At 70.9% G+C, this 25637-nt stretch carries 22 protein-coding genes and 1 pseudogene; 21 read left to right on the top strand and 2 right to left on the bottom strand.

All coding sequences use genetic code 11. From position 1 onward, the window contains the following. Positions 1 to 24: 24 nt before the first annotated feature. From QP089_RS23285 to QP089_RS23200, 18 genes and pseudogenes are all read left to right on the top strand, one after another. Positions 25 to 1044: an ABC transporter ATP-binding protein gene (locus QP089_RS23285; protein WP_285913878.1), complete on the top strand. Its 1020-nt coding sequence runs from the start codon at positions 25 to 27 to the stop codon at positions 1042 to 1044. Further along, positions 1041 to 1877 (top strand): ABC transporter permease, encoded by an 837-nt coding sequence (locus QP089_RS23280; protein ID WP_285913877.1) that lies wholly within the window; start codon positions 1041 to 1043, stop codon positions 1875 to 1877. Before QP089_RS23285 ends, QP089_RS23280 begins: the two co-directional genes overlap by 4 nt. After that, the gene (locus QP089_RS23275) at positions 1877 to 3517 is read left to right on the top strand and encodes an amino acid adenylation domain-containing protein (RefSeq protein WP_285913876.1); all 1641 of its coding nucleotides are present in this window, start codon (positions 1877 to 1879) and stop codon (positions 3515 to 3517) included. The genes QP089_RS23280 and QP089_RS23275 overlap by 1 nt, the downstream gene beginning before the upstream one ends. Then, positions 3514 to 4986, top strand: coding sequence for an AMP-binding protein (locus QP089_RS23270; protein ID WP_285913875.1), 1473 nt, complete (start codon positions 3514 to 3516; stop codon positions 4984 to 4986). The genes QP089_RS23275 and QP089_RS23270 overlap by 4 nt, the downstream gene beginning before the upstream one ends. After that, positions 4979 to 5524, top strand: a complete 546-nt coding sequence (locus QP089_RS23265; RefSeq protein ID WP_285913874.1) for a phosphopantetheine-binding protein — start codon at positions 4979 to 4981, stop codon at positions 5522 to 5524. The genes QP089_RS23270 and QP089_RS23265 overlap by 8 nt, the downstream gene beginning before the upstream one ends. Beyond that, entirely contained in the window at positions 5517 to 5954 is a 438-nt protein-coding gene (locus QP089_RS23260) for a phosphopantetheine-binding protein (protein ID WP_285913873.1), read from the top strand. The genes QP089_RS23265 and QP089_RS23260 overlap by 8 nt, the downstream gene beginning before the upstream one ends. After that, a complete protein-coding gene (locus QP089_RS23255) occupies positions 5951 to 8671 on the top strand; it encodes a non-ribosomal peptide synthetase (protein ID WP_285913872.1) in 2721 nt (906 codons plus the stop codon). The genes QP089_RS23260 and QP089_RS23255 overlap by 4 nt, the downstream gene beginning before the upstream one ends. After that, entirely contained in the window at positions 8668 to 10254 is a 1587-nt protein-coding gene (locus QP089_RS23250) for an amino acid adenylation domain-containing protein (protein WP_285913871.1), read from the top strand. The genes QP089_RS23255 and QP089_RS23250 overlap by 4 nt, the downstream gene beginning before the upstream one ends. 12 nt (positions 10255 to 10266) lie before the next feature. Then, complete coding sequence (locus QP089_RS23245) at positions 10267 to 10941, top strand: GNAT family N-acetyltransferase (protein WP_285913870.1); 675 nt, start codon at positions 10267 to 10269, stop codon at positions 10939 to 10941. A gap of 103 nt (positions 10942 to 11044) precedes the next feature. Beyond that, positions 11045 to 11383: an acyl carrier protein gene (locus tag QP089_RS23240; protein ID WP_285913869.1), complete on the top strand. Its 339-nt coding sequence runs from the start codon at positions 11045 to 11047 to the stop codon at positions 11381 to 11383. Continuing rightward, positions 11383 to 15744: pseudogene (locus tag QP089_RS23235) on the top strand (type I polyketide synthase); the annotation flags it as partial. The gene QP089_RS23240 and the pseudogene QP089_RS23235, both read left to right, overlap by 1 nt. A 227-nt stretch (positions 15745 to 15971) precedes the next feature. Then, complete coding sequence (locus QP089_RS23230) at positions 15972 to 16853, top strand: phosphopantetheine-binding protein (protein WP_285913868.1); 882 nt, start codon at positions 15972 to 15974, stop codon at positions 16851 to 16853. Between the two features lie 22 nt (positions 16854 to 16875). Then, complete coding sequence (locus tag QP089_RS23225; protein ID WP_285913867.1) at positions 16876 to 17874, top strand: LLM class flavin-dependent oxidoreductase; 999 nt, start codon at positions 16876 to 16878, stop codon at positions 17872 to 17874. Next, on the top strand, positions 17867 to 18640 hold the full coding sequence (locus QP089_RS23220; RefSeq protein WP_285913866.1) for a thioesterase II family protein: 774 nt from the start codon (positions 17867 to 17869) through the stop codon (positions 18638 to 18640). Before QP089_RS23225 ends, QP089_RS23220 begins: the two co-directional genes overlap by 8 nt. Then, positions 18637 to 19464 carry an ABC transporter permease gene (locus QP089_RS23215; RefSeq protein ID WP_285913865.1) on the top strand — a complete coding sequence of 276 codons (828 nt, stop codon included), beginning with the start codon at positions 18637 to 18639 and terminating at the stop codon, positions 19462 to 19464. The genes QP089_RS23220 and QP089_RS23215 overlap by 4 nt, the downstream gene beginning before the upstream one ends. Before the next feature lie 87 nt (positions 19465 to 19551). Beyond that, a complete protein-coding gene (locus QP089_RS23210) occupies positions 19552 to 20544 on the top strand; it encodes a CgnE/CgnB domain-containing protein (protein ID WP_512699683.1) in 993 nt (330 codons plus the stop codon). A 32-nt stretch (positions 20545 to 20576) separates the two neighbouring features. Further along, entirely contained in the window at positions 20577 to 20711 is a 135-nt protein-coding gene (locus QP089_RS23205) for a hypothetical protein (RefSeq protein WP_285913863.1), read from the top strand. A 79-nt stretch (positions 20712 to 20790) separates the two neighbouring features. After that, positions 20791 to 22059: an amidohydrolase family protein gene (locus tag QP089_RS23200; protein ID WP_285913862.1), complete on the top strand. Its 1269-nt coding sequence runs from the start codon at positions 20791 to 20793 to the stop codon at positions 22057 to 22059. A 12-nt stretch (positions 22060 to 22071) separates the two neighbouring features. On the opposite strand, the gene QP089_RS23195 is transcribed toward QP089_RS23200, so the two are convergent. Then, positions 22072 to 22914, bottom strand: a complete 843-nt coding sequence (locus QP089_RS23195) for an LLM class flavin-dependent oxidoreductase (RefSeq protein ID WP_285913861.1) — start codon at positions 22912 to 22914, stop codon at positions 22072 to 22074. A 342-nt stretch (positions 22915 to 23256) separates the two neighbouring features. Between QP089_RS23195 and QP089_RS23190 the strand changes: the two genes are divergently transcribed. Genes QP089_RS23190 through QP089_RS23180 form a run of 3 tightly spaced genes read left to right on the top strand, consistent with a single transcriptional unit; the run spans position 23257 to position 25047 of the window. Continuing rightward, positions 23257 to 23541, top strand: coding sequence for a phosphopantetheine-binding protein (locus QP089_RS23190; RefSeq protein WP_285913860.1), 285 nt, complete (start codon positions 23257 to 23259; stop codon positions 23539 to 23541). Beyond that, positions 23538 to 24290 (top strand): thioesterase II family protein, encoded by a 753-nt coding sequence (locus QP089_RS23185; protein ID WP_285913859.1) that lies wholly within the window; start codon positions 23538 to 23540, stop codon positions 24288 to 24290. The genes QP089_RS23190 and QP089_RS23185 overlap by 4 nt, the downstream gene beginning before the upstream one ends. 7 nt (positions 24291 to 24297) lie before the next feature. Continuing rightward, positions 24298 to 25047 carry a helix-turn-helix transcriptional regulator gene (locus QP089_RS23180; RefSeq protein ID WP_285913858.1) on the top strand — a complete coding sequence of 250 codons (750 nt, stop codon included), beginning with the start codon at positions 24298 to 24300 and terminating at the stop codon, positions 25045 to 25047. A 42-nt stretch (positions 25048 to 25089) separates the two neighbouring features. On the opposite strand, the gene QP089_RS23175 is transcribed toward QP089_RS23180, so the two are convergent. Continuing rightward, entirely contained in the window at positions 25090 to 25371 is a 282-nt protein-coding gene (locus QP089_RS23175) for a hypothetical protein (protein ID WP_285913857.1), read from the bottom strand. Positions 25372 to 25637: the final 266 nt, after the last annotated feature.

Below are 25637 nucleotides of genomic sequence, written 5' to 3'. Positions count from 1 at the left end.
CATGGGCTGCCGGGAGCGCGCCCGGTGAATGCCACCGCCGCAGTAGCGCTGGTGAACGTGACCAAGGTCTTCCGGCAGGGACGGCGGACCCTCGCTGACCGCATCCGCCGGGCGCCCGATACCCGGCGCGAGTTCGCCGCGATCGACGGCATGAACTTCGCGGTCGGCAACCGCGAGGTATTCGGGCTCGTGGGGCCGAATGGGGCCGGAAAGTCCACCGCCGTACGCGTGATCGCGACGCTGCTCGAGCCGACCCGCGGCACTGTCGAGGTATGCGGGATCGACGCGGCCAAGCATCCGCGGACCGCGCGGCGCCGCCTCGGTGTGGTGCTCGGCGGCGAGCGGAGCGTCTACTGGAAGCTGACCGGCAGGGAGAACCTGGAATATTTCGCGGCTCTCTACCACCTACCGCCAAGGGACATATCGCGACGGATCGAGGAGGTGCTGCACGATATGGAGCTCCTCGATCGTGCCGATGACTACGCAGAGCGGTACTCGACGGGGATGCGGCAACGCCTTTCCCTGGCGCGGGCTCTCCTCCAGCAGCCTGCGGTGCTCCTTCTCGACGAGCCCACCTCCGGCCTCGACCCGCGTTCGGCCGAGCGGCTGCGCATGCACGTTCGCCGGTTGCGGGACGCCGGGCACAGCGTCCTGATCACCACGCACGACATGGCGGAGGCCGATCAGGTCTGCGATCGGATCGCCATCATCGACCGGGGGCGCGTCGCCCGGCTCGGTTCCCCCGCCGACCTAAAGAGGCTGGTCAGGGCCACCCAGGTCGCTCGCGTCCGACTCGGCCTGCCTGGTTCGGCCAGAGATTGCGACCTGCTGGAGACCGTCGGCGGTTTCGCCACGGTGGCGGACAAGGCCATCAACGGCCCAGAGATCGAGATGACCCTGCATCTCGCCCCCGGAGTGGACCTGCTGCCCCGGCTGGTAGAGGCGGGAACCCGGCACGGCGCGACGATCCGCGGGGTGGACATCGAGCCGGTGACGCTGCACGACGTGTTCCTCGCAGTCACCGCTCCCGGGGAATCCGGGTGAACCGTGTCAGGGGCGAGATGCGCGCGATCGCCGCGACGACCCGCAAGGAGTTGCTGCTGATGCGCCGGTATCCGGCAGATATCGTGGCGCTGTCGCTGTGGATGCTGCTGCTACCGCTCGCGTATATCGCCCAAGCGACGGCCTTCAGCAGCGGGTCCGCGTCCGTCGCCGCGTTCGAGCGCCGGGCGGGTACGGACGATTACGTCGCCTTCCTCTATATCGGCTGGTCGGTCTACCTGTGGATCACCGCTGTCCTCTGGGGACCAGGACTGGCGCTGCGCCAGGAGCGCCAGAGAGGCTCCTTCGAGACCGTGTTCGCCAGCCCGGCATCCCGCTTCACCCTGCTGTTCGGCGGTGTTCCCGCACAGGTCGTCCCCGTGCTGGTGATCTTCGTCAGCGCCGCGGCATCGATGCGGTTGCTGTTCGGCGTCCCGCTCGGCTGGGGAGACCTCGCCCGCTGGCTCACGGTGCTCGCGTTCGCCTTCCCCGTGCTCATGGCACTCGGCGCCATGTTCGCGACGGTCTCGCTGTCCCTGCAGGACACGTCCGGCCTGCTGCAGATCACGCGGGGGGCGTTCACCCTCCTCTGCGGGGTGACCTACCCGCTGGCCGTCCTGCCCGTCCCGCTTCGGGCCGTAGGAGAAGCGTTGCCGCCGACGCAGGCGCTGGACGCCTTGCGCGCCGTAACGGTCGGGCACGAGAGCCTCCTTGACCGGCTCCCTGGTCTCGCACTCCTGCTTGTGGAAGCCTTCGCCGCCGCCGCGCTGGCCATGGCGCTGCTCTGGGTGAGCGTCCGGCACGGGCGCAGGACGGGAAAGCTGGGGCTCTTCTGATGAGCGGGACGACGGCACGGCAGGGGCCCCTCACCTGGTACCAGGAGGCCGTCTGGTGGAATCAGTACTGGGATTCACCGGACAGGTCGTATCCGCCGACGGCAGACGTCTGGTACCTGCCGGACCGTCCCCCGGCCGACGTCGTAAGCGGGATCTTCGCGAAACTCTCGGTCCGGTACGAGTCCCTACGCACCGCCCTCCCCATGGGCGGGGACGGCCTGCCCCACCAGCGGCTTCACGCTCCCGGCGCGCTGCCGCCGCCGGTCCTCTCCATCCCGCTGGGCCGACTCCGCCGGGACATCGCCGGGGCGCTCGGCGGCTTCCGCCGCCCGGGGTCCGGCGATCCGGACCTGCCGCGCTGGCGAGCGGTCCTCGGCGTCAAAGAGGGACGGGTGTCCGCCGTCGGTTTCGCCGGTGACCGGATGGTGATGGACGGTTGGGCGACCGCTGAACTGCATCGCCGGTTCCTGGCGGAACTCCGCGGTCGCGGCGCGTCTCCCCTTGAGGCACGTCTGCAACCGCTCGCCCGCGCGGATCACGAACGGTCCCCTGCCGGACAGGCCAAGGCCAACGCAGCGCTGGCCGGCCTCGCCGAGGTTTTCGAGAGGGCTTCCGGGCCGTTGTTCACCCGTCCGGCGGCGCCTGGAAAGCCCAGGTACGTGGCGGCGGCGACGCGTTCGGCGTCGCTGCTGGCCCACTCCGTCCACGCTGCCCGGATCAACCGAGTGACGCTACCGACCATCGTGCTCGCCGCCTTCGCGGCTGTGCTGGTGCTGCGCACGGGACGATCCAGCGTGCCCATTCGCAGCATGTCCGCGAACAGGACGACGCCGGCCGAGCGGACGGGCATCCTCGGGCTTTACCAGCCGGCCCACCTGGTGCTCGACTTGTCCGGCGACCCCGTCATGGCGGACGTGGTGCAGCGCACGTGGCGAGAGTCCCTGAACGCCTACGCCCACTCCGAGTACCCGCCCGACGAGTTCCGCGAGACCGTGGTGCGGGCCGTGCGCGGACGCGGGCTTGTTCCCGGCTTCCAGATCGACTACGACTTTGTGTCCGCGCACACCATAGCGTTCCTCTCGGGCGAACCGCTGACGGAGTGCGTGGAACCGCCGGTCGAGCACGGAGGCAGCGATCAAGGGCGCCCCGGTTATGGCCTGTTCAAGGCGCAGGTGCTCGGCGAGGAGCTGGTGCTCATGCTCGACGCGGACACCGCACTCGCACCCAGCGCCGAGATCGACCGGCTTTTGTCCTGGACGGTGCGCACCCTGTTCCGTCTGGCCGACGCGACCGTCGGCGAAATGCGCTGCGAGGAGTTCGGCAAGGCGATCGGGCTCGAACCGGCGGGCACGGAGGAACCGAGCGTGCCGACAGCGCCGGCCAGTTGCGGCACGGCGGCTCCCGCCGCGGAACGGGCGTTGCGCGAAGCCTTCCTGGCCGCACACGAAGGAGCGGCCCAGGTCGATCTCGACCATGACTACGTAGGGGCCGGGGGGCGGATACGGCGGGTGCCCCGCATGGTGCGCGCGCTCACCGATCGCGGATACGGCGGGTTGCGCGCCGCGCACGTCGAGACCCCGGTGAGTCTCCGGTCGGTCGCGGTCGACCTGCGACGGGAGTCCGGCAGGAGCGGGCGATGACCGGCGCTGCCGTCCCGGCGGACATGCGGTTCCGGGCACTGGCGCGCGAACGTCCGGACGAACCCGCGGTGATCGTCGACGGCGGGCCGGACGCTTCGGACGCGGTCGTCCGCTGGGAGGAGCTCGACGCGGCCTCGGCTGACCTCGCCGCGCGGCTGGCGGGTCCGGTCGCCGCAGCGCCTCGCCCGCCCGTGGTGCTGATCGACGCCGCAAACGACGCGCGAACCGTGATCGCGTTGGCGGCCTGCATGCGGGCGCGGCTGCCGTTCCTGCCCGTGGACCCGCTGATGCCGGCGGCGGAGTCGAGCAGACTCCTGGACGCCCTGACCGTGCACCGGTCCGCGGTGCGGCTGGAGGACGCGGCGCTCTGCGACCCGTCACCGGACGGGTGGTCCGGCTCGCAACGCGCCGGGGGTTACCTACTGGCCACGGGCGGCTCGTCCGGGACTCCCCGGCTGATCGAACACCCTCGCCGGCTCGATCACGACCCGGTACGGGTGCCGAACGCGATGCTGCGGGCCGTCGGTTGGCGGAGCGGGCAGCGCCAGCTCATCGCGGGGCCCCTACACCATGCCGCACCGTTCATGTGCTGCTGGGAGGGCCTGCTGGACGGCAACACCCTAGTCGTGCTGCCGCGCTTCGACCCGCGCCGGATGCTCCGTGCGATCGACGAGCACGCCGTCCAGTGGGCGCAGCTCGCCCCCGTCCATCTCCAGTGGGGCCTGCTGGCCGCGGGGCGGTCCGCGTTCTCGCTGCGCTCGCTCAACGCGGTGATGCACACGGCCGCGCCCTGCCCCGCCGAGGTCAAGCGGGCCTGGATCGACCTGCTCGGCCCCACGCGCCTGTACGAGGTCTATGGGGCCACGGAGGCGGTCGGGACCACTGTCTTGCGCGGAGACGAGTGGCTGGAGCGGCCGGGAAGCGTCGGCCGGGGGTTCTGCACGCAGATTCGCATCGTCGACGAAGCCGGTCGGCTCGTCCCGGCCGGCGTCGAGGGCGAGGTGTTCATGCGCCGCACCACCGGGCGCGACGCCGTCGGCAGGGAACTCGGTGCGCCGTCCACCGGACTGCGCTGGACGGTGGACGGCTTCGCCAGCGTCGGCGACGTCGGACGCCTGGACACCGGCGGCTATCTGTACCTCGCCGCCCGGCGCCACGACATGGTGATCGTCGGTGGCGGCAACGTCTACCCCGCGGAGGTCGAAGCGGCGCTCGCCGAGCATCCCGACATCCTCGACGTCGCGGTCGTCGGCCGGGCGGACGAGCATCTCGGCGGCCGCGTGCTCGCCCTGGTGATCAGGCGGCCGGGCAGCGTGCTCACCGAGGCCGGCGTGACAGCGTTCGCGCGCCGTCTGCTCGCTCCGCACAAGGTGCCGTGGGCGGTGCGGTTCGTCTCGGAGTTGCCTCGCACGGAGGCGGGCAAGCTGCAGCGGCGCCGCCTCGCCGAACAGGAGGTGACAGATGTATGACACGGCCGTCCCGGGGCTCGGGACGCGACGCGTCGAGGAAGTGCTCAGGGCCCATCCGGGTGTCCGCGAGGCCGTGGTGCTGCCACGCGGCGAGATCGGCGAGGGCGGGACGGCTCTGGTGGTGCCGCACGGATACGCCGTCGGGCCCGAGCTGGCAGGGCACGTGGCCGCGGAGCTCGGACTCGGGGCGGTCCCGGCGACCATCGCGCTGTTGACGGAGATCCCCCGAGGGCCGGAGGGGGCTGTCGACTCGCCGGCCGTGCGCGAACGGCTGGCCTCATGGCCCAGCGTGTATCGCTTCGAACTGCCGCGCACACCCGCCGAGCGGCGCATCGCCGAGCTCTGGTGCCGGGTCCTCGACCGCCAGTGGGTAGGGGTGCACGACGACTTCATCGAGCTCGGGGGCGACTCGCGGACAGCGGCCCTACTCCTCGCCGAGCTCCGCGCGGAACCGGGAGCGGACGTCGCGATGGGAGACCTGTTCGAGCTCGCCACCGTAGCGCGGCTGGCGCGGCGATTCGGGCATGTCGATGGCTGAGCCCATGGCCGCCGGGCGTCCGGCCGGAGATGATCTCGCCGACGAGCTGCGCCGGCACGCCGCCCGGTTGCTGCCGGGAGCGCTGGTGCCCAGCGTGGTCGTGGAGCTTGCGGAACTGCCGAGAACGCCCGGCGGGAAGCTGGACCGGGCCGCTCTCCCGAGGCCGGAGACCTATCCCATCCCTGCGGGAGCGAAGCCGAGCGACCAGCGCGAAGCGGCGCTCGCGGACATCTTCGCCGAGGTGCTGGGGCTGCCCGCGGTCGGTATCGACGATGACTTCTTCCGCCTCGGCGGGACGTCCGTGCATGCGGTCCGCGCGCTGGCGCGCATGTCCGACTGCTTCAAGATCCGCGTGCAGCCGATCACATTCTTCCAGGGGCCGACGGTCCGGCAGCTCGCCTGCGGCCTCGGGGAAGGAACGGCCTCGTGAGGCCCGCCGCACGCGAGGCGGCTCCGGCGGCGGACGCGTACGCGCCACCGCCCGTCCAGGAGACGATGTGGCTGCACGAGCGGCTGCTGCCGGGTACCGCGATGCACAACCTGGCAGCCGCGTACGAGATCGACGGCCCCGTGGACGCGGGGGTCCTAGCCGCCGCGGTGCAACGCATCGCCGACAGGCATGAGGCGCTGCGCACGACGTTCCATGAGGTGGCGGGGCGTCCGGAGGCACGCGTCCATCGTTCCGCGCGGGTGCGGTTCGAGGAGATCGACGCGCGCGGGATTGCGGACTGGCGGGAGCAAGCGAGGGCCGAGGCTACCCGTACGTTCGACCTGACACGGCCGCCGCTGTTGCGGGCGCTGCTCTGGCGGTGCCCGGCAGGCCGTTCGGTGATCATGCTGGTCGTCCACCACCTGGCGGCTGACGCCTGGTCGCTCGGCATCCTGTGGGCCGAGATCGGTGACGCCTACAACGCCGGCCTGCGCGGGGAACCATGGACGCCTCGACCCCTGCCCCTCACCTATCGGGACCATGCGCGCCGCCAGAACGCCGAGCGTCTCGGCGGTCGCCGAGACGCGACGGCGGCCTTCTGGCGGGAACGGCTCGCAACGGCGCCGAAGCTCACCGTCGTGCGGCCGGACCGGCCGCGTCCAGTGGGGGCGGCGACCGAGGGCGCCGCACACGAGGTCCGGTTCGGTGACGGGCTGCGAAACAGGTTGGCCGCGTTCGCGAATGCCCGCCGCGCATCGCCGTTCATGGTGTTCGCTGCCGTGTGGAGCGCCGTCCTCGCCAGGTACGCGGGGCAGGACGACGTGGTGTTCGGCGTTCCCGCGTTGGGGCGGGACCGGCCGGACCTGGAGCCGGTCGTCGGCCTGTTCGCAAGGGCGTTCCCGTTGCGGGTGTCCGTCGACGTCACGGAGCCGATGGAAGTGCTCCTGGGACGCGTCCGACGTGAGCTGCTCGCATCCATGGCGCACCAGGACGTGTCGATGCTGGAGCTCGCCGACGCGGCAGAAGCCCCGCGGCAACTGAACACCACACCGGTGTTCCAGACCCTGTGCACGCTCTTCAGGACGGGACAGCGCTCACTGGAACTGGAGGAGGCCCACTGCCGCTACGTGACGGGACTCGTGAAGGCGATACAGACCGACCTCGCGCTCTCGGTGGCGATGCCGGACTCGGGTGGGCTGCGGTTCCAACTGGACTACAGCACCGGCCTGTACGACGCGGAGACCGCGGCATGCCTGCTGCGCTGCGTGGTGGAACTCCTCGGCAGCGCCTTGGCCCGTCCCGGTGCACCGCTGCGCGAGCTGCGGATGATCGGCAGAACCCCGGCGGCCGCCCCGGTCTCCGCGGAGCCGAGGCAGCACGGAACGGCGCCGGAGATGGTGCGCCGCGCGTCGGCGAGCACACCGCGCGCCGTGGCGGTGTTGGACGGGCCGCGCACGCTGACCTACGGCGAGCTGGACCGGCGGGTCGAGCGGTTCGCCGGCCAGCTGCGCGCGGCGGGCGTCGGCCGCGGCGACCTGGTCGCCCTGCACCTGACGCGCAGCGCTGAGCTGATCGTCGCCATGCTGGGAGTGTGGCGGGCCGGCGCCGCCTACCTCCCGCTGGATCCCGCACATCCGCCGAACCGTCTCGCGGGCCTGCTGGCCGACGCCGAACCAGCCCTGCTCGTCGGTTCCGTGTCTGGCCCACCGGTACCGTCCGGGCGGCCCGTCCTGTTCGTGAAACCAGGGGAAGGCGAGGCCGTCCCGACCGCCCGTCACGCTGACGCGGGTCTCCCCTGTCCCGGCGATCCGGCGTATGTCATCTATACGTCCGGGTCGACCGGTGGCCCCAAGGGCGTGGAGGTGCCCCACCATGCTGTCGCGCACCTGTTCCGGGCAATGGCGCAACGCCCGGGACTCGACCGGACGGACATCGTCCTGGCATTGACGAATCCGACGTTCGACATCTCCGCCGCTGAGCTGATCCTTCCCCTCAGTGTGGGGGCCCGCGTTGTCATCGCTCCTCCGGGAGCCGAGCACGACCCCGAGACCGTCGTGCGGCTCGTCCGGGAGGAACGCGTCACCACCGTCCAGGCCACGCCCACCGGCTGGCGCCACCTGCTGCTCGCCGCTCCGCCGGAACGGTGGCTGCGGCGCGCGTGGTGCGGCGGCGAGGCGCTGGACCCCGACCTCGCCGACCGCCTCACCGGCCTCGCCGACGAGGCGTGGAACCTGTACGGGCCGACCGAGACGACGGTGTGGTCGCTGGCCGCACGGCTGCGGTCCGGCGCCGCGACCGTCCCGCTCGGCTCGCCGGTCGGGGACACGACCGCAGTGGTCCGCGACGGATGGCGGGAACCCGCCCCGCCCGGAGTCGCGGGCGAACTGCGGATCGGCGGACCTGGAGTCGCGCGCGGGTACCGGAACCGCCCGGCCCTCACCGCGGAACGGTTCGTGCCGGACGAGTCGGGACGGGTGACGTATCGAACCGGCGACCTCGTGCGACGCCGCTGCGACGGCGAGCTGGAGTACCTCGGCCGCATCGACCGGCAGGTCAAGCTGAACGGTCACCGGATCGAGCCCGGTGAGGTGGAGGCGGTGCTGCGCACATATCCCGGTATCGCCGACGCGGCGGTCGTCCTCCGCGACGACCTTCCCGGCGGGCCGCGCCTTGTCGCCTACGTCACCCGCGACACGAAAGGAGAGACGGCCCCGTGACCGAGGGCTCCCTGTACTCGTGGTTCGCCGCGGGCGCCGCACGCCATCCGGACGCCGTAGCCCTGGAGATCGAGGAAGACGGCTGGACCTACGCCGAACTCGAACGGGCCGCATCCGGGATCGCCGAGCTCATGGCGCGGCACCGCGGCGGGCCGCCCCGGCGCGTGGGCTTGCTGTGCACCCGCACGCCGCTGGCCTACGCCGGCTACCTAGCGGCGCTCCGGCTCGGCGCCGCGGTGGTGCCGCTCGGGACGGGCATGCCGGCGTCCCGCGGCCGGGCCGTCGCCGCGGCCACCGGACTCGACCTGCTGCTCGCCGACGAGTCCGAGGGTGAGAGGTCGGCCGGGATCGCGGCGGCGGCGGGAGCGGCGACACTCGACCTGCCGGGTTCGCTGCGCGGTCTCGCGGAGTCCCCCGCGACGGGCCCGCCCGCGGTTCCGGACCCGGACGACATCGCCTACATCCTGTTCACCTCCGGGTCCACGGGCGTCCCGAAGGGCGTGCCCGTAACGCACCTCAACGTCACGGCCTTCCTGCGCTCGTGCAGCGAGCGGTGGCCGGTCAGCGGCGGAGACCGGGTGTCGCACACCTTCGAGCTGACCTTCGACCCCTCGGTATGCGACCTGTTCCTCTCCTGGAGTGGTGGCGCCACCGTTGTCGTCCCGAAGGGGAACGAGGAGCTGCGGCCGTCGGCGTACGTGCAGCGCAGGGGCATCACGCACTGGTTCTCCGTGCCCTACGCGGTGACCCTCGGCATCCGGACCGGAGGCGTGGAGCCGGGGAGCATGCCGGGACTGCGGCACACGCGCTTCGGCGGCGATCGCCTGACCGTGCGGCAGGCCGCGGTATGGGCGGCAGCGGCCCCGTGCAGCGTCATCGAGAACACCTACGGCCCTACCGAGGCAGCCGTGTTCTGCACGGCCTACGAGCTGCCGCGCGCACCGTCCGACTGGCCCGTCACCTCGAACGGGACGGTGCCCATCGGCCGCCCGCTGCCGACGGTGGAGCATGTCGTCCTCGGCCCGGATGGACGACCCGCGAGGGAGGGCGAACTGTGCCTGCGGGGCGAGCAGCGCTTTCCCGGCTATCTCGACTCGCGGTGCGACGTCGGGCGGTTCTACGGGTTTCCGGAGGCGGCGCCCGCACGGACACCGTGCCGACCGGGCCCCTACGGTCCCGAGTACTGGTACCGGACCGGCGACCGGGTGCGCGTCGAGGACGGCCTGCTCGTGCACCTCGGCAGGCTCGACGACCAGGTCAAGGTGCGCGGCTACCGCGTCGAACCGGGCGAGATCGAGGCAGTGTTGCGGCGGCATCCCGACGTCGCCGACGCCGTCGTCGTCCCTGCGGGAAACCCGGGCGAGTACGGTCTGGCGGCGGTCTATACCGGACGTCCGGTGCCGGCGACGGCATTGACGGAACTCGTCCTCGGCGCCCTGCCTGCGCACATGCTGCCCGACTCGTTCCAGCATCGGGCGGCGCTCCCCCTGAACGGGAACGGGAAGGTCGACCGGAGCCGCGTCGCGGCGGAACTCCCCGCTTCCGGAGACCTCTCGCGCGAACCGATGTCCGGAACCGGATGACGAGGAGCAGCCATGATCGGCACCCTGGCCACACTCGAACACTGCCTTCCCGGCGACTACGAACGCCTGGCCAAATGGTTCTCCTCGAGATCCGGATGGTACGCGCTCGGGAAACAGAAGCTGTTCTCAGCGGATGATCTGAGAAACGAGAACCTGCACGGCCGGACCCACTTCATGATCGTGGTCGAGAACGGCAGCAAGCGCCGAGTCGGCGCTGTCACGTGGACGGCGAAAGAGGAGTACGAGGGCAGCTACGTGATCGGAACCGGTATCGGAGATCCTCAACTCTACGACCAGGGACTCGGCGGTGAGGCCATCGTCCTGCTGGCCACCCATCTCTTCCATATGAAGAACGCACACCGGGTGGAGTTCATCTTCGGCCTCTACAACAAGCATGCGATTCCCGTGCTGACGCAGTGGAACGTCACGCTCGAGGGGATACTGCGGGACTACTTCTTTCTCGACGGCGAGTACCAGGATGCGGCTCTCTGCTCGGTGCTCCGCAGCGAGTTCTATGACTTCGCCGCCAAGGGGGACCTCCTGTCGGCTCTTGACGAGATCCCGAATACCGACAAAGAGGAGGCGCGTGCCCTGATGTGCGAACATCTCGCGCAAATGCCGGGCGGCCATCTCGCAGGCCTCTTCGGGCGGACCCGCGAGACGCCCTCCTACCGTCGCAAGGGATAACGACGGCCAGGGGCGGCCCGAATCAGACCTCAAAAAAGAGACTGGTCGGGCCGCTGTCCGGCATGGTGCTATCGAACTTGTCCCCACGGAAGGAACGCCGAGCGTGCGCGAGGTGGAGCCAGCAATGCTGGACATCGTCCGGGACGCCTGGGAAAGACGTTTGAGAAAACGCCGCCTCGGCGTCGACGTTAATTTTTTCGACTTCGGTGGAACCTCGCGGATCATTGCCGAGGTGCGCGTCGATCTCATGGCGCGGCTCGGGCGCGAGATACCGCTCGTCGCGTTCTACCGGCACCAGAACATCAGGGGTCTGGCCCGCTACCTGGCGAGCGAGGGCGACACCTCGTCGCAAAGCGGCAGAGCGCGGCGGCCCGCGCCGGGGAGCCGCCGACGGGCAATGCGCGGCGTGGCACGCGGCGACCGGACGGAAGGTGGCACATAATGGCCGACGCCAATCGAGAAAACGACGTAGCGATAGTTGGAATGGCGTGCCGTTTTCCCGGCGCGAACAGTGTCCACGAATACTGGAACAACTTGATCAAGGGTGTCGAGAGCATCCGCTTCCTGACCGACGACGAGCTACGCGCCACCGGCGTCCCCGAGCGCTATATCCACCATCCGGACTATGTCAAAGCCTGTCCGATGATCGACGAGATGGACGGGTTCGACGCCGGCCTTTTCGGTTACACCGCGCGCGACGCCGAACTGCGCGATCCCCAGGGGCGGCTGTTCCTGGAGACCTGCCACAGCGCGCTCGAGGACGCCGGGTACGACCCCGGCCGCTACGCCGGGACCGTCGGCGTGTTCGGCGGGGCCGGCGAGTACGAGTACGGCCCGGACAACGTCCGCCGCAACGCGGCGGCCGTGGCCGCGGCCGGTGGCATGAGCGTCGCCACGGCGACCGAACCCGACTACCTGGCCACCACGGTCTCCTACCGGCTCGGACTCCAGGGGCCGAGCCTCACCGTGCAGACCGCGTGTTCCACCACCCTGGTGGCGATCCACCTCGGCTGCCAGTCGTTGCTGATGGGCGAGTGCGACATGGCCCTGGTCGGCGGCGTGGACGTCCGGCTGCCCTACGGGCGCGGGCATTGGCGCGTGGACGGCGGGATCGGCTCCGCGGACGGGCACGTCCGCGCCTTCGACGCCGCCGCCTCCGGAACCGTTTTCGGCAGCGGGGTGGGCGTGCTGGCCGTCAAGCGGCTCGCGGACGCCCGGTTCGACGGCGACCACGTGTACGCGGTCATCCGCGGCTCGGCGATCAACAACGATGGGGCCGCCCGTGCCGGCTACACGGCCCCGGGCGTCGAGGGGCAGACCCGGCTGATCGTGGAGGCGCTGGCAGTGGCGCAGGTGTCGCCCGAGTCGATCGGGTACGTCGAGGCGCACGGCACCGGCACTCTCGTCGGCGATCCGATCGAGATCACCGCCCTCAGCGACGCCTTCCGCGCGGCGGGCGCCAGGGCGGGGCAGTACTGCGCGCTTGGCTCGGTGAAGACCAATGTGGGTCATCTCGGCGCCGCCGCGGGGGCCGCCTCGATCATCAAAGCGTGCCTCGCGATCCGCCACGGGGTGATCCCGCCCACGCTGCACTTCGAGAAGCCGAACCCGGCGATCGACCTCGAATCCAGCCCGTTCTACGTCAACGCCGAGCCGGTGCCGTGGACGGGGCTTCGGCGCGCCGGCGTGAGCTCGTTCGGTATCGGCGGCACGAACGCGCACATCATCCTTGAGGAGGCGCCGGAGGACGCGCGCACACCCGATGAGCGGCCGTCACCGCAGGTCCTTCCGCTCTCGGCGCGGACGAGCACTGCGCTCGCCGCGATGGCCGCGCGCCTCGGCGAGTACCTCGGCGAGCCGGACCCGCCGGCGCTCGCGGACGTGGCCTGGACGCTGCAGCACGGCCGCCGGGAGCTGCCGCACCGCCGCGCCGTGGTGGCGGCCACCGTGCAGGACGCGGCCGCCGCCCTGCGAGACCTGGCCGCGTCGCCGGCGCCCGCTCGCCCCGCTCCACCGGACGGGCGCGGCGTGGCCCTGCTCTTCCCTGGCCAGGGCGCCCAGTACCCGGGTATGGGGGACGGCCTCTACCGGACGCAGGTGGTGTTCCGCAACGTGATCGACGAGTGCGCCGAAGTACTGACACCTCTCATCGGCACTGACCTGCGCAGCCTCCTGTTCGGGGGCGCCGACGCCGCCACCCTCGCGCAGACGCGGTTCGCTCAGCCCGCGCTCTTCGCCGTCGAGTACGCGGTCGCGCGGCTGTTCGCGTCGTGGGGGGTCGAGCCGGACGCGCTGCTCGGGCACAGCATCGGCGAGTACGCGGCCGCCTGCCTGGCGGGCGTCTTCTCTCTCGAGGACGCCCTTGCCGTCGTCGCCGCGCGCGGGGAGCTGATGCAGAGTATGCCGCGCGGCTCAATGGCGGCAGTGCCGCTGCCCGAGCGGCTGGTCGTCCCGATGCTCCTCGGCGGTGTCGAGATGGCCGCGGTCAACGGCCCCGCGGCCACCGTCGTCGCCGGCCCGGACCGCGCCGTGGACGCGTTCGAGGAACGCCTCACGCCCTGGGGCGTGCAGTGCGGCCGGCTGGTCACCTCGCACGCCTTCCACAGCGGGATGATGGAGGCGATCACCGAGCCGTTCCGGGAACGCGTCGCGAGCGTGAAGCTGAACGAGCCGCGGATCCCGTTCCTCTCCAACGTCACCGGCACCTGGATCACCGCCGAGCAGGCCATCGACCCCGCATACTGGGCCGGCCACCTGCGCGACACCGTCCGCTTCGCCGACTGCGTGCGGACGCTGGCGGAAGGGGCCGACCGCGCCCTGCTGGAGGCGGGCCCCGGCCGCGCCCTCACCAGCGCGGCACGGCAGTGCCTTCCCGGCGCCCGAGCCGTCTTCGCCACCTCGATGCGGCACCCGCTAGGCGAAGGCGACGACGAGACCATCGCGCTGGAGGCCCTGGGCCGACTGTGGAGCGCCGGCGCCGCCGTGGGCTGGGACGGCGCCGCGGGCGGCGACCGCCGGCGCGTGCCGTTGCCGGTCTACCCCTACGAGCGCCGTCGGTACTGGCTGGACCCCGATCCCGCCGGGGCGGTGGACCCGGACGCGGAGGAGCTCAACGACGGCGTCCGACCGGTGGAGCGCGCCGTGTACGCCCCCGTCTGGACGGAACGGCCGATCGGGACGGAGATACCCGCGGTACCGGACGGCTCCCGGTGGTTGCTGCTCACCCCCGGAGACGGACCGGTGGAGCACCTCGCGGACCTCCTGGAGGCCAAGGACGCGCATATCGTCCGGGTGGCGGCCGGGCCGGGGTTCGCTGAGACGGCTGCGAACCGGTTCACGATACGGCCCACAGAACGCGACGACTTCGAGGCGCTCCTCGATGCGCTCGGCGACGAGGTCCCCTCCCATGTCGTGCACGGCTGGACGGCCTCCGCGGCCGAGCCCGACCCGCTCGCCCCGGAGGCCGTCGAGCGGGCCTGCCGCCTCGGCTTCTACGCGCTCCTGCTCCTGGCCCAGGCGCTGGAAGAGCGGCTGCCGGAGGAGCCCGTGCGGATCGTCGCCGTCAGCACCGACATGCAGGATGTCTCGGGCGTGGGCGCGAACGAGCCGGGCAAGGCGACGCTGCTCGGCCCCGCGATCCTCATGAACCGGGAACTGCAGCACGTGAGCTGCCGCAGCGTGGACCTCGCCGCGGCGTCCGGCCCACCCGCCCGGATCGTCGCCGGTCAATTGCTCCGCGAATGCCTGCGTGACGACGCCGACCGGCAGGTCGCGTGGCGCGGGCTGAAACGCTGGGCGTGGTCGTACACGGAGGTCCCGGTCGAGATTCCCGAGGAGCGCCCCGCCATCCTCCGCGACGGCGGCACCTACCTCATCACCGGCGGATTCGGCGGCATCGGCCTCACCACGGCCTGCGAACTCGCCCGGACGGCACAGGCGAACCTCGTGCTCGTCGGCCGCAATGCGCCACCCGACCGTGATGCGTGGCCCGCGCTCCTCGCCGACGACGGCACAGACGAGGCCACCCGGCGGCTGCTCGGAAAGCTCATGGAGATCGAGGAGCTGGGCGGGACCGTCATGCCCCGGGCATGCGACGTGACCGACGAGGACGCGCTGGCAGCGGTGTCGGCCGAGGCCGTCGAGCGGTTCGGACGCATCGACGGCGTCTTCCACTCGGCGGGCGTGGCCGGCGGCGGGCTGCTCGCGGTCCGGGACCTGGAGGCCGCTCGGCGCGTCCTCGCCCCCAAGGTCGCGGGGACCCTCGCCCTGCACGGCATCCTCGGTGACGACGTCGACTTCATCGTGCTCTACTCCTCCATCACCTCGGTCGTGGGGGATTTCGGCCAGGTGGACTACTGCGCCGCGAACAACTTTCTCGACGCCTACGCCCGGCGGCGCGCCGCCGCGGGCGTCAGGGTGCTCTCGGTGAGCTGGGCGGCCTGGTGCGACGTCGGTATGGCCGTGGACGCCGCCCGCATCACCCCGAGCGTGTTCCGCGAAATGCGGGGCGGCAAGTGGTCCGAGTCCGCCGCACACCCGCTGCTCGGGCGCCGACTGCACGACCTGTCGGAAGATGCGGTGTTCTCCACGGTGCTCGGCCCCGACTCGCACTGGATGCTCACCGACCATCGGGTCGGCGGCATCCCGCTGATGCCCGGATCGGGGTGCCTGGAGATGATCCGGGCGGCGGCCGCCACGGCGTTCGGCACGGATGCGCGGGACGACCACGTCGAGATGACCGACGTGGTGTTCCTCGGTCCCATCGAGGTCCGCACTGACCAGGAGATGCGGGTCACCTTGCGGACGGCGAACGACGGGTTCCATGACGCCTGCGTCACTGTCGCACCGGCCGACGCCGGCGACCCCACCTGGACGGAGCGGGTCCGTGCGCGGGTGCGGATGGTGCCGCCACGCCCGCCCCCGCACACGACGTCGAGGCCGTCCGCGCCGAGTGCACGGACTTCTGCTTCGAACCGACCCCGGACTTCAGGTCCAAGGGGATCGTCGACTTCGGCCCCCACTGGTACAGCGTGGAGCAGATCGACTGCGGGACGCGCAGGCAGCTGGGCACCGTCGCGCTACCGGAGGATTTCCACGCCGAATGCGACCAGTACGTGCTGCACCCTGCCCTCTTCGACGACGCGGTCTCCAACGCCCGGATCATCGCGGGCGTCGGCAAGGGGAGCAAGTACCTGCCGCTGAGCTACCGGCGCATCCTCGTCCGCGCGCCGCTGCCGCCGCGCTTCCACGTCGACGTGCGGGAACTCGACACCGCCGACGGGGAGATCGTGGCCGCTGACATCAGGGTCATCGCCCCGGACGGCGCCGAGCTGGTGGAGATCGAGCAGTACGCGCTGCGGCGGGTGGACCCCGCCTCGTTCGCGGACGAACCCACCGCCGACCCCGCACAGGCGGACGTGCCCGCTCCCGATACGGAGTCCGGCCGCACCGGCTGGATGATCTCTCCAGCCACCGGCATGGACGCGCTGCGGGCGCTGCTGGGCGCGTGGGGCGCCGCGCCGCATCTCGTGGTGTGCCCGGAGGGGCTGGAGGCGAACCTGCGCCGCGTCGAGTCGCTCACCGGCGATGTGCTCGAACGGGAACTGGGGGACGACGCGACGGTGGCGGCGATGGACGCCCAGGGCGAGCGGTTGCTCGACACTCCCTACGCCGCGCCCGAGACGCCTGTCCAGCAGCGGATCGCCGCCCTGTGGTCGGACGCTTTCGGCATCCGCGACATCGGTCTGGACGATGACTTCGCCGAGCTCGGCGGGAACTCGCTCATGGCCGTGCAGCTCGCTTGGCGCATCCGGCAGCACTTCGACGTGGAGGTCACCGTGGCGCGGCTCTTCCGCCGGCCCACCGTCCGTGCCCTGGCCGAACTTGTGGACAACGAGCAGGGCGCACGCTGAGCGTCCGGGAGAGGTTGCGACGATGACAGGAGCCCTCACGGTGGCGGACGGCCTGCGGAGGGCCGCAAACCCACTGCTGCTCACCTCCGGCGCGCACGGCCTGAGCGCCACGGTCGACCGCGCCCGGATGGCGGAGGAAGCCGGGGCCGAGTACCTCTGGCTGAGCCAGCCCCCCGACGGCCACGACTCGGCCGTCATCGCGGCGGCCTGCGCCGCCGCGACCCGCTCGATGCACATCGGGACCGGGGTCATACCCGCGGCGGGACACCACCCGGTGCACATCGCGCAGACGGTGTCGGCGCTGGCCGACCTCTCCGGGGGACGGTTCGCCCTCGGGCTCGGAGCCGGACACCCGTTCGTCAACGAGTTCGTGCTCGGCCTCGCCCCCGTTCCCCCGGTGGCGGCGATGCGCGAGTACCTGACGATCGTCCGGACCCTGCTCGGCGAGGGTCGCGTCGACTTCGCCGGACGCCACCACACCGCGCACGCCTCCAACCTGACCGGGCACGGCGCCGGCGTCCCGATCCTTCTCGGCGGCATGCGGCGGAGAATGATCGAGCTGGCGGCGGAGCTCGCCGACGGGCTGCTGCTTTGGCTCGTCCCCCTCCGCTACGTGGAGGAGCATGTCCTGCCCGCAGTGCACGACGCCTGCGCGCGGATCGGCCGCGACCCCGCGACGCTGCCCGTCCTCGTCGAGGTGCCGGTGTACCTGGCCGGCGACCATCCGAACCTGGAGCGCGACCTGGAGGGCCTCGTCATCCAGTACGCCATGATGCCGGCGTACCGGCACGTGTTCGAGACGTCCGGGTTCGGCGACCGGCTGGCGACGGGCGACATCGACCGCGCCATGACCGGTGCGATCGCGATCACCGGGGACGCCGGCGAGATCGCGGGCCGGCTGGAGGAGTTCCGGACCCTCGGCTGCGTGCCGGTCCCCACCGCCGCCATCGGCGACGGGCCGCTCGCGTTGGACACGCCCGCCGCATTCGAGCGCTACCTGAAGGCGGTATGCGTTGCCTGACCCAGTGGTGCCGCCGAGCCGGTGGACGCGGTTCACCCTGCCGGCGAGCGCGCCGCGGGTCCGGCTCGTCTGCCTGCCGTGCGCCGGCGGGGGCGCGACCGCCTACCGCTCGTGGCCGCGCGAGCTCGCCGGCGCGAGCGTCGACGTCTGGCCCGTCCAGCTGCCCGGCAGGGAGAACCGGTTCGAGGAGAACCTGCCCGGCTCCATGGAGGAGCTGGTCGAGGAGCTGCTCGACGAGTTCGGCTCCGCGTTCCGTACGGCGCCCTACGCGCTCTTCGGGCACAGCATGGGCGCCCACATCGCCCTGGCGCTGGCCTACGGAGCGCGCTCGCGGGGCCTGCCCGGGCCGGTTCGGCTGTTCCCGTCCGCCGGCCGCCCGCCGAACCGCCCCGATCCCGGCCCACCCGCCCACAACCTGCCCAAGGCCGCGTTCACCGAACGTTTGCGCGCCTACGACGCCGGCTCGCTCCTCCTGCGCGAACCCGAACTGCTGGACATGTTCCTGCCCAAGCTGCGTGATGACTTCGCGCTGTTCGAGAACTACCGGCCGCCGGGCGGAGAGCCTCTCGACTGCCCGTTCACCGTCCTCGGCGGCCTCGACGACTCCTCCGTGCCCGCCGCCCTCCTTCCCGCCTGGTCCGCCTACACTCGCGGGCCGTTCGAGGTCCGGCTGGTGGCGGGCGGTCATCTGTTTCTGGAGACCGCGCGTGACGCGGTCGTCCGGCTGGTGCGCAGGCGGCTCGTCGTCCCGGAGGCGGCGGGATGACCCCGGACGCGCGCGCCCTGCTGGCGGTGGTTCGCAAGGAGCTGCGCGTCCTGCGGCGCTACCCGCTGACCCTGCTGAACACGATGCTGTTCACTCCGCTGTACCAGCTCGTCCTGCCCGTCCTCCTCCTCGGCACCGCCTTCCTCGTCCACGGGCGATCGCCGGGCATGGACGAGCTCACCGGAACCTCCGACTTCGGCGGATGGCTGTCCGCCGGCCTGGTCGGGGCGACCGTCACCGGAGCCGTCCTGTCAGGCCCCGCCCAGGCCATGGCCTCGGAACGGGACCTCGGCACACTGGAACTGACCTGGGCCATGCCGGTGAGCCGCCGCGCCCTCGTCCTCGGCCTGATGACCTGCATGACAGGGCTCAGCACGCTGGCGGGGACGACGATAGCGGCCCTGGTGAGCCTGCTGGCGGGCGCCCGTTACGGGCCCGGGACCGTGCTCGTCCTGCCGGTGCTCGGCGCGCTCCTGCCGGGTCTCACCGGGCTGGGATTCCTTAGCGCTTCGTTGTCCCTGCTCTGGCGACGGTCCGCGGGCCTCACCGACAACCTCGGCTACGTCGTGACCGTCCTGGCCGGGGTCACGTTCCCCGTGGTGGTGCTGTGGGACGCATTGCGTCCGGTCTCCTATCTCATCCCCACCACCTGGGCGATCGACCTGAGCCGGCGGGCCGCGCTCGGGGCGAACTCCCTCTACCCGCCGGCCGTGGAGGTGTGCGCGCTGCTGGTGACGTCGGCGCTCTGGCTGGCGGGCGGCTCAGCGCTGTTCAGTCGGGTCGAGCGCCGGATGCGCGCGGAGGGAACGCTCGGCCAGCACTGACCGCGGCAGTCCCCTTTATGGGACGACCCTCGGAAGTCATCACTTCCGAGATTATCGAAATCGCAGATCCGTTCTAAGATCACAGGCATGTCGATAACTCCTGGAATCGATTCGCAAGCGAGGTCCGGAGAGGTCGAGAACAACCTTTCCCAAGTCTTTCCGGAGGGGAAGGTAAACGTCGTCTCGGACGACTCAGAACTGAACCGGTACGCCGCTGGGCTGGGAATGCGGACCGCTTCCCTCGAGGACGCGGCCGATCTGCCGGACGACGCCAATGTCGTCCTGCTCCTGCGCAGGAGGCTCGTCAGCCGCGAGCTGCGCAGGTTGTTCCGGCGCATGCGGGTGCTGCTGGTCCCGATCGCCAGCTTCGACCCGTCCCCGGCGGTGGCGGAGTACACGCTCCGGCTGGTCTGCGCCACCGACTACGTGGCGGCCTGCGAATGGAACCGCTACTGGGCTCGGAGCATCTCCGAGCAACCCGGCCTGCTCAGGTTCGAAGGCAACGGAACCGACCTGACCTGCTCGCTCGCCGACCGGCTCCACGCCGACGCCTGGCTCGACCCCCGCATCGGTTTCGGAAAGTGGGTCAGCGTGGCGAGCTTCTGCGAGTTCTCCATCACCGCACCGTCGTCCACCGACTGGCGCGGGGCCTTCGACATCGCCGGCACGGCGGTCGCGTCCGGCCTTCTCGTCGCCAGGGACGCACGCGTCCGGCCAGAGGGCGACGAGCGGATCCGCCGCGCCACCCGATTGCGCGAGGAGATCGCCGCACGTGCGCCGATCGATTTGCGCCTCGCCGACGGGATGCTCGCCGAGGTGCGGGCCGGCGGCGTGGACTACACCGAGGCCGTGATCGACGTGACCAACCCCGCCTACGAGGGGCACACGATCGAGCTCGGCCTCGGCACCAACATGGCTCTCCTCCCGCAGGTGAACTGGGCGCTCAACTCCCAGCTCAACGAAGGGGCCGGGACGCTCCACCTCGGCTTCGGCGAGGGCATGACAGGCGCGCACATGGACTTCGTCGTCGCCGAATGCGAGCACCGGTTCCAGAAAGACGGCGCGGAGGCGCCGCGCTGAACCCCACCATCCTGAGAGAGGAGGAGAGAGAGATGCGCGAGCTGACGATCAACGACCAGTCGTGGAACGTCGACGAGGACGGCGCTCTCGTCGACGGCGACGAGCGGCTGGAGTCCGCAGACCCCGTCGAGGCGAAGACACTCAACTACGGCTACGCCAGGATCTAGGCGGCCCGCGTGCGGGGGCGGCGTGCCCGCCCCCGCACGCGGCCACCCAGACGACCACAGGAACGGAGCGGGACACACGATGGCCGAACGGACGCGCTACACGGTGATCTCGGCGGACTGCCACGGTGGCGCGGACCTCCTGGAGTACCGCGAGTACCTCGACCCGTCCTGCCGGGAGGAGTTCGACACCTGGGCAGCCGGCTACGAGGTCCCCTACGAGGACCTCAAAGGTGAGGACGGGACCCGGAACTGGGACTCCGAGCGCCGACTGCGCGAGCTGGAGAAGGACGGGATCGTCGCCGAGGTTCTCTTCCCCAACACGATCCCGCCGTTCTTCTCCGCCTCGTCGCTCGGCAGTCAGCGGGCCGTCGAGAACGCTGAGGACGTCCGGCGGCGATGGGAAGGACTGCGCGCACACAACCGATGGCTGGCCGACTTCTGCGCCGCGGCACCGGGACGCCGCGCGGGCGTCTTCCAGGTGATGCTGAACGACGTCGACGAGGCTGTCGCCGAGATCGAGCGCTCCGCCGCGGCCGGCCTGCGCGGCGGGTTGCTGCTGCCCGGCACCCCGCCCGGATCCGGCCTGCCGCCGCTGTACTACCACGAGTACTACGATCCGATCTGGCGCGCCTGCGTCGCGGCCGGGCTCCCAGTCAACGTGCACAGCGGCAGCGCCGCGCCCCGCGCGGGCGACCGCCCCGAGGACCACGTGCTGTTTATGCTGGAACTGCGCTGGTGGGACCAGCGCACCCTGCGGCACCTCATCCTCGGCGGCGTGCTGGAGCGGCATCCCGAGCTGACCGTCGTCTTCACCGAGGAGGGACTGGGCTGGATCCCGGGCGCGCTCCGCGCCATGGACGGTTTCGCTGACTCCATGCGCACAGCGTCCGGCCGCGGCGACCTCAGCCACGGCGCCACCGTGGCCCGGAACCTGTCGCTCCGTCCGAGCCAGTACTGGCAGCGCCAGTGCTACGCGGGAGCCAGCTTCATGCATCCGTCGGAGACCGCGATCCGGAACTCGGTCGGTGTGTCCCGGATCATGTGGGGAAGCGACTACCCGCACACGGAGGCGACCTACCCCTACAGCGAGTCCGCGATCCGGCTGGCCTATGCGGGGGTCCCGCAGGACGAGGTCGAGTTGATGCTCTCGGGCAACGCCGCCCGGGTCTTCGGGTTCGATCTGGAGGCCCTCGCCCGCGACGCCGAGCACTTCGGTCCCCGGCGGGACGAGGTAAGCGCGGGCATGGACCCCGGCGCCCTACCGGCCGCCGCGGCGAAGAGCCCCGCTTTTGCGGGGATCACCCCCGGCTCCAGTACGACGCGGTGGGTCGACAACCGCAAGGCGTGAAGGCCGCGGCGGTCACCCGCCGGTAACGGCGGGGGCGACCTCGTCCATGAAGCGGCGCAGATCGGCGACGCCGCCGGCGGGATCTACCGGCTGAACGACGAAATGCCGCACGCCCAGATCCCGGTCGGCGCACAGGCGCCGCGCGAGATCGTGGGGCGGCCCGGCAAGCACCGAACCTGTGGAGTCGGAGTGATGCGAGAAGGCGAGTTCGTAGTTCGCCGACACGCGAGCCGCGCCGGCCTGCGGGATCAGCTCGCCGAGCCGCCAGGTGTCCGGGGCGCGGCAGTTCCACCAGTCCGCCCGCTCGCGTACCAGCGCCATCGTCCCTTCGGCGGCGCCTCCGATGGTCAACGGGATGCGGGGTTGCACGGCGGCCGGGCCGCCCTGCGGGTCGCGGACGGTGAAGAAGGCGCCGGTGTGGTCGACCGGGCGGCCGCCGACGACGAGTTCGAGCACGTCCAGCAGCTCGGCCAGCCGCGCTCGCCGCATGCCGGGCGGATCCGGACTGAACCCCAGGCCCGCCAGCTCGGACGGCGATGAGCCCCAACCGAGCCCGAGGTTAAGCCGCCCCCCGCTGATCTGGTCGAGCGTCACCGCCATCCTGCCGAGCAGCACCGGGTTCCGGAACGACTCGCAGAGCACGAGGTGGCCCACGCGCAGGGTGCTGGTCCGGGCCGCGATCGCTGTCGCCACCGTCCATCCCTCCAGGGTTCCACCCCGCACTCCTGGCAGCGAGAGATGGTCCATGAACCACACGGACTCGAAACCGAGATCCTCCGCCGCCGACGCGAACATCGCCAGCTCCGCGAAAGTCCGGTGGACCTGCGGTAGGTAGAGCCCGAACGTGGGTTTCATGTGTTCCTCCTCGGCCCAGATTTCCGGACGTCGAAGCGAGTCGCAAGGCCGTTTGATTAAACGCTTGTTTAGAAGCACTGAGGCTATCGACGAATGCCCGTCGGCATGGACGGACTAAAGCATGAATTAGAGATTCGGGCTTGTTCCCGCCTGCACAGCCAAATCATGATCGTCCACTGGAAGGGGCCTACCGGTCCGGCGAGGCGCAGCGAGATCGCGAGCCGTTGCGCCGTCCGTCCCGACGGATCACTGACCGCATCCGACGCGGATGATCGCATCGCCGGAACGGGCCGGGGGACCGTGCCGCGCGGAGGCGCGGTCCCCCGGCCGTGTCCGACGGGATTGCTCATCGAACAGGAGGTGGCGGACGGCATGGGGGACTTCGCCATGGCACCGGGAGCCACGGCCGGCGAGTTGAGGGCCATCTGGGAGGAGGTCCTGGGGGTCTCCGTCGGGGATCACGACTCGTTCTTCGAGCTCGGTGGGGACTCGTTGACGGCGGCCCGCATTCTGGCACGGGTCAGAAAGAGCTCCGGCATCTCGTTGACGATCCTCGACATCTTCGACGCTCCCACCCTCGCCGAGTTCTCAGCGGCCTTCGACCGATCGGCGGCACCACCCCGATGACCGCGTACAGCCCCTGGCTGGTGCACCTGACCGAGAGTTCAGCGGAACCCGCGATCCGGTTGTTCGCCTTCCCCAATGCCGGCGCCGGCCCCAACGTCTTCGTCGAACTCGCCCGGCACCTGCCCGCCCGCCTCGGCCTGTGGGCCGTGGCCCTGCCCGGCCGCGAAGCCAGGTTCGGTGAGTCCGCGCGCGCGGACCTGGCCGGCTTGACGGCAGACCTGGCCGGCGCCTTGCTCCCGCACTCGATCCACCCGTACGCCCTCTTCGGCGACTGCTCCGGAGCGCTGCTGGCCTATCTGGTGGCGCACCGGATCCGCGAACTGGGCGGTCCCGCACCCGTCCGCCTGGTGGTGAGCGATTACCCGCCCCCGGACCGCAAGAACCGTGTACCGGGGAAACTGCTGGCGCTGGGCTCGCGCGAGTTCTGGCAGCGGCTCATCGCCCAAGGCGGCGTACCACCCGAGATCGCCGCGGTCCAGGACCTGCGGGAGGTCTTCGAACCGGCGTTCCGGGCCGACTACCGCCTGCTCGCCCAGTACGAGCACCGGCCCTTGCCTCGCCTTGACACCGCCATCACATCCTTGTCGGGGCCGAAAAACTCGAACGCGCGTCGGTACGCGGCCGGCTGGGCGGTGCACGGAAGCAGAGGTCCGCACCACGAAGAGGTCGGAAACGGCGACCGTGTCACCGATTCGCCCGTCGCTCTCGGAGCGTGCCTCGCACATTTGCTCGGAGACCTTGAACGCTGAAGGATTGATGAGCTTGGGACAGAGACCGGACGACATCCGCTTCCCATCGCCGCACGAAATCGGCGAAGCCGCCGGCGCGGACCGGATACCGCGACCCGTGGTATTTCTGCATGACGGCACTCTGCTGATGAGGGGGGTCCTCAGCGCGCTGGAATCGGCCTCGCGGTTCTACCGCGTGACCGCGACCCAGGTCGCCGCCGAAGTCCATGCGGTCCTCCAGGAGACATGCGAGCTCCCCGTCCTGCTGGTCGGCCTCCCGCAGGTCATCGATGACCGGCTCATGACCGACCTGCGCGGTTGGACGCAGCGTTCCCTCGTCCTCGGCATCGCTCGGATGCTCGACCGGGGGCAGCTGAACGCGCTGGTCGGTGCCGGACTGCACGGGTGTCTGGACATGACCGCCGACGCCGGAACCCTGATCGCCGCGCTCGGCATCGTGGCCCGGGACCGCTTCTTCCTTTCCGGACCGGTCGGCGGGGAACTCTTCGTGGTCCCGGACGATCCGCCTCCTCTGCCGGTCGCCCTTCCGAACAGCTTGACCCAGCGGGAGGGCCAGGTGCTGACCCTGGTCGCCGAGGGCTGGACGCACAAGCAGATCAGTTCGCAACTCGGTTTGTCGAAGGCGACCATCGACACCTACGTGCAGCGCATCCGGCAGAAACTCAGCGTCCACAACAAGGCCGACCTCACTCGTGCCGCAGTGCAATACGGCCTCGGCCCTGTCGAGATCTCGTCGACACCGGCACGTATGCCATAAGACCCCGCGTGGACTTTTCAGTGGTGCTTGTCACGTGGATCCTCACTCGTCTACGTCAACTACACGCTCACCGAAGCCGTACTGCATGATCCGGAAAGCCGACCGGCTCACGTCCGAGGACCGTCGCCGTATCCAGGCGCCGATCCAGGTGACGGAGATGATGCCCGCACCGGACAGCCCGATGAAGGCCTCGATGCCGAATAGCGCGAGAACGGTGGGCCCCCAGACGCCGAGGATCCCGGTGATGCCGCTCAGGAATGCCGCAAGGCGGTTGAACAAGATTATATAAGCGGCGGCGCTCTGCACCGTGGCGGCGTAGATCACCCACAATTGCGGCCCGCCAGATCACCCGCCGAAAGGAACCGGCATTCTGAGCGCAGGTCACCTTGCCGCGCACACCAGTACCAGGCCGCGATCCGTTGCTGTCGACGAAGCGGCGGAGTGCGCATGTAGAACGGCCATTAACGCTTGCATGTCCGGTGGCGGCGCCCATCCTTGCTGTTTGGACCGCTTGCGACGGCGGAGGATCCAAGGCGGAACATGTGGCGATCGCGTCGGTCGTTTCGGAGGCCGTTCGCGAGGTGTTCGTG

This window comes from Actinomadura opuntiae (assembly GCF_030283205.1).
Classification (GTDB): domain Bacteria; phylum Actinomycetota; class Actinomycetes; order Streptosporangiales; family Streptosporangiaceae; genus Spirillospora.
The sequence above is the reverse complement of the archived record's forward strand: the minus strand, read 5'-3'. Positions and strand labels throughout refer to the sequence as shown.

What these genes read in the sequence shown, in the direction of transcription:
- QP089_RS23275 (WP_285913876.1), top strand. Translation starts at nt 1,877, where the DNA reads ATGAGCGGGACGACGGCACGGCAGGGGCCCCTCACCTGGTACCAGGAG.
- QP089_RS23270 (WP_285913875.1), top strand. Translation starts at nt 3,514, where the DNA reads ATGACCGGCGCTGCCGTCCCGGCGGACATGCGGTTCCGGGCACTGGCG.
- QP089_RS23265 (WP_285913874.1), top strand. Translation starts at nt 4,979, where the DNA reads ATGTATGACACGGCCGTCCCGGGGCTCGGGACGCGACGCGTCGAGGAA.
- QP089_RS23260 (WP_285913873.1), top strand. Translation starts at nt 5,517, where the DNA reads ATGGCTGAGCCCATGGCCGCCGGGCGTCCGGCCGGAGATGATCTCGCC.
- QP089_RS23245 (WP_285913870.1), top strand. Translation starts at nt 10,267, where the DNA reads ATGATCGGCACCCTGGCCACACTCGAACACTGCCTTCCCGGCGACTAC.
- QP089_RS23225 (WP_285913867.1), top strand. Translation starts at nt 16,876, where the DNA reads ATGACAGGAGCCCTCACGGTGGCGGACGGCCTGCGGAGGGCCGCAAAC.
- QP089_RS23215 (WP_285913865.1), top strand. Translation starts at nt 18,637, where the DNA reads ATGACCCCGGACGCGCGCGCCCTGCTGGCGGTGGTTCGCAAGGAGCTG.
- QP089_RS23210 (WP_512699683.1), top strand. Translation starts at nt 19,552, where the DNA reads ATGTCGATAACTCCTGGAATCGATTCGCAAGCGAGGTCCGGAGAGGTC.
- QP089_RS23205 (WP_285913863.1), top strand. Translation starts at nt 20,577, where the DNA reads ATGCGCGAGCTGACGATCAACGACCAGTCGTGGAACGTCGACGAGGAC.
- QP089_RS23200 (WP_285913862.1), top strand. Translation starts at nt 20,791, where the DNA reads ATGGCCGAACGGACGCGCTACACGGTGATCTCGGCGGACTGCCACGGT.
- QP089_RS23195 (WP_285913861.1), bottom strand. Translation starts at nt 22,914, where the DNA reads ATGAAACCCACGTTCGGGCTCTACCTACCGCAGGTCCACCGGACTTTC.
- QP089_RS23185 (WP_285913859.1), top strand. Translation starts at nt 23,538, where the DNA reads ATGACCGCGTACAGCCCCTGGCTGGTGCACCTGACCGAGAGTTCAGCG.
- QP089_RS23180 (WP_285913858.1), top strand. Translation starts at nt 24,298, where the DNA reads ATGAGCTTGGGACAGAGACCGGACGACATCCGCTTCCCATCGCCGCAC.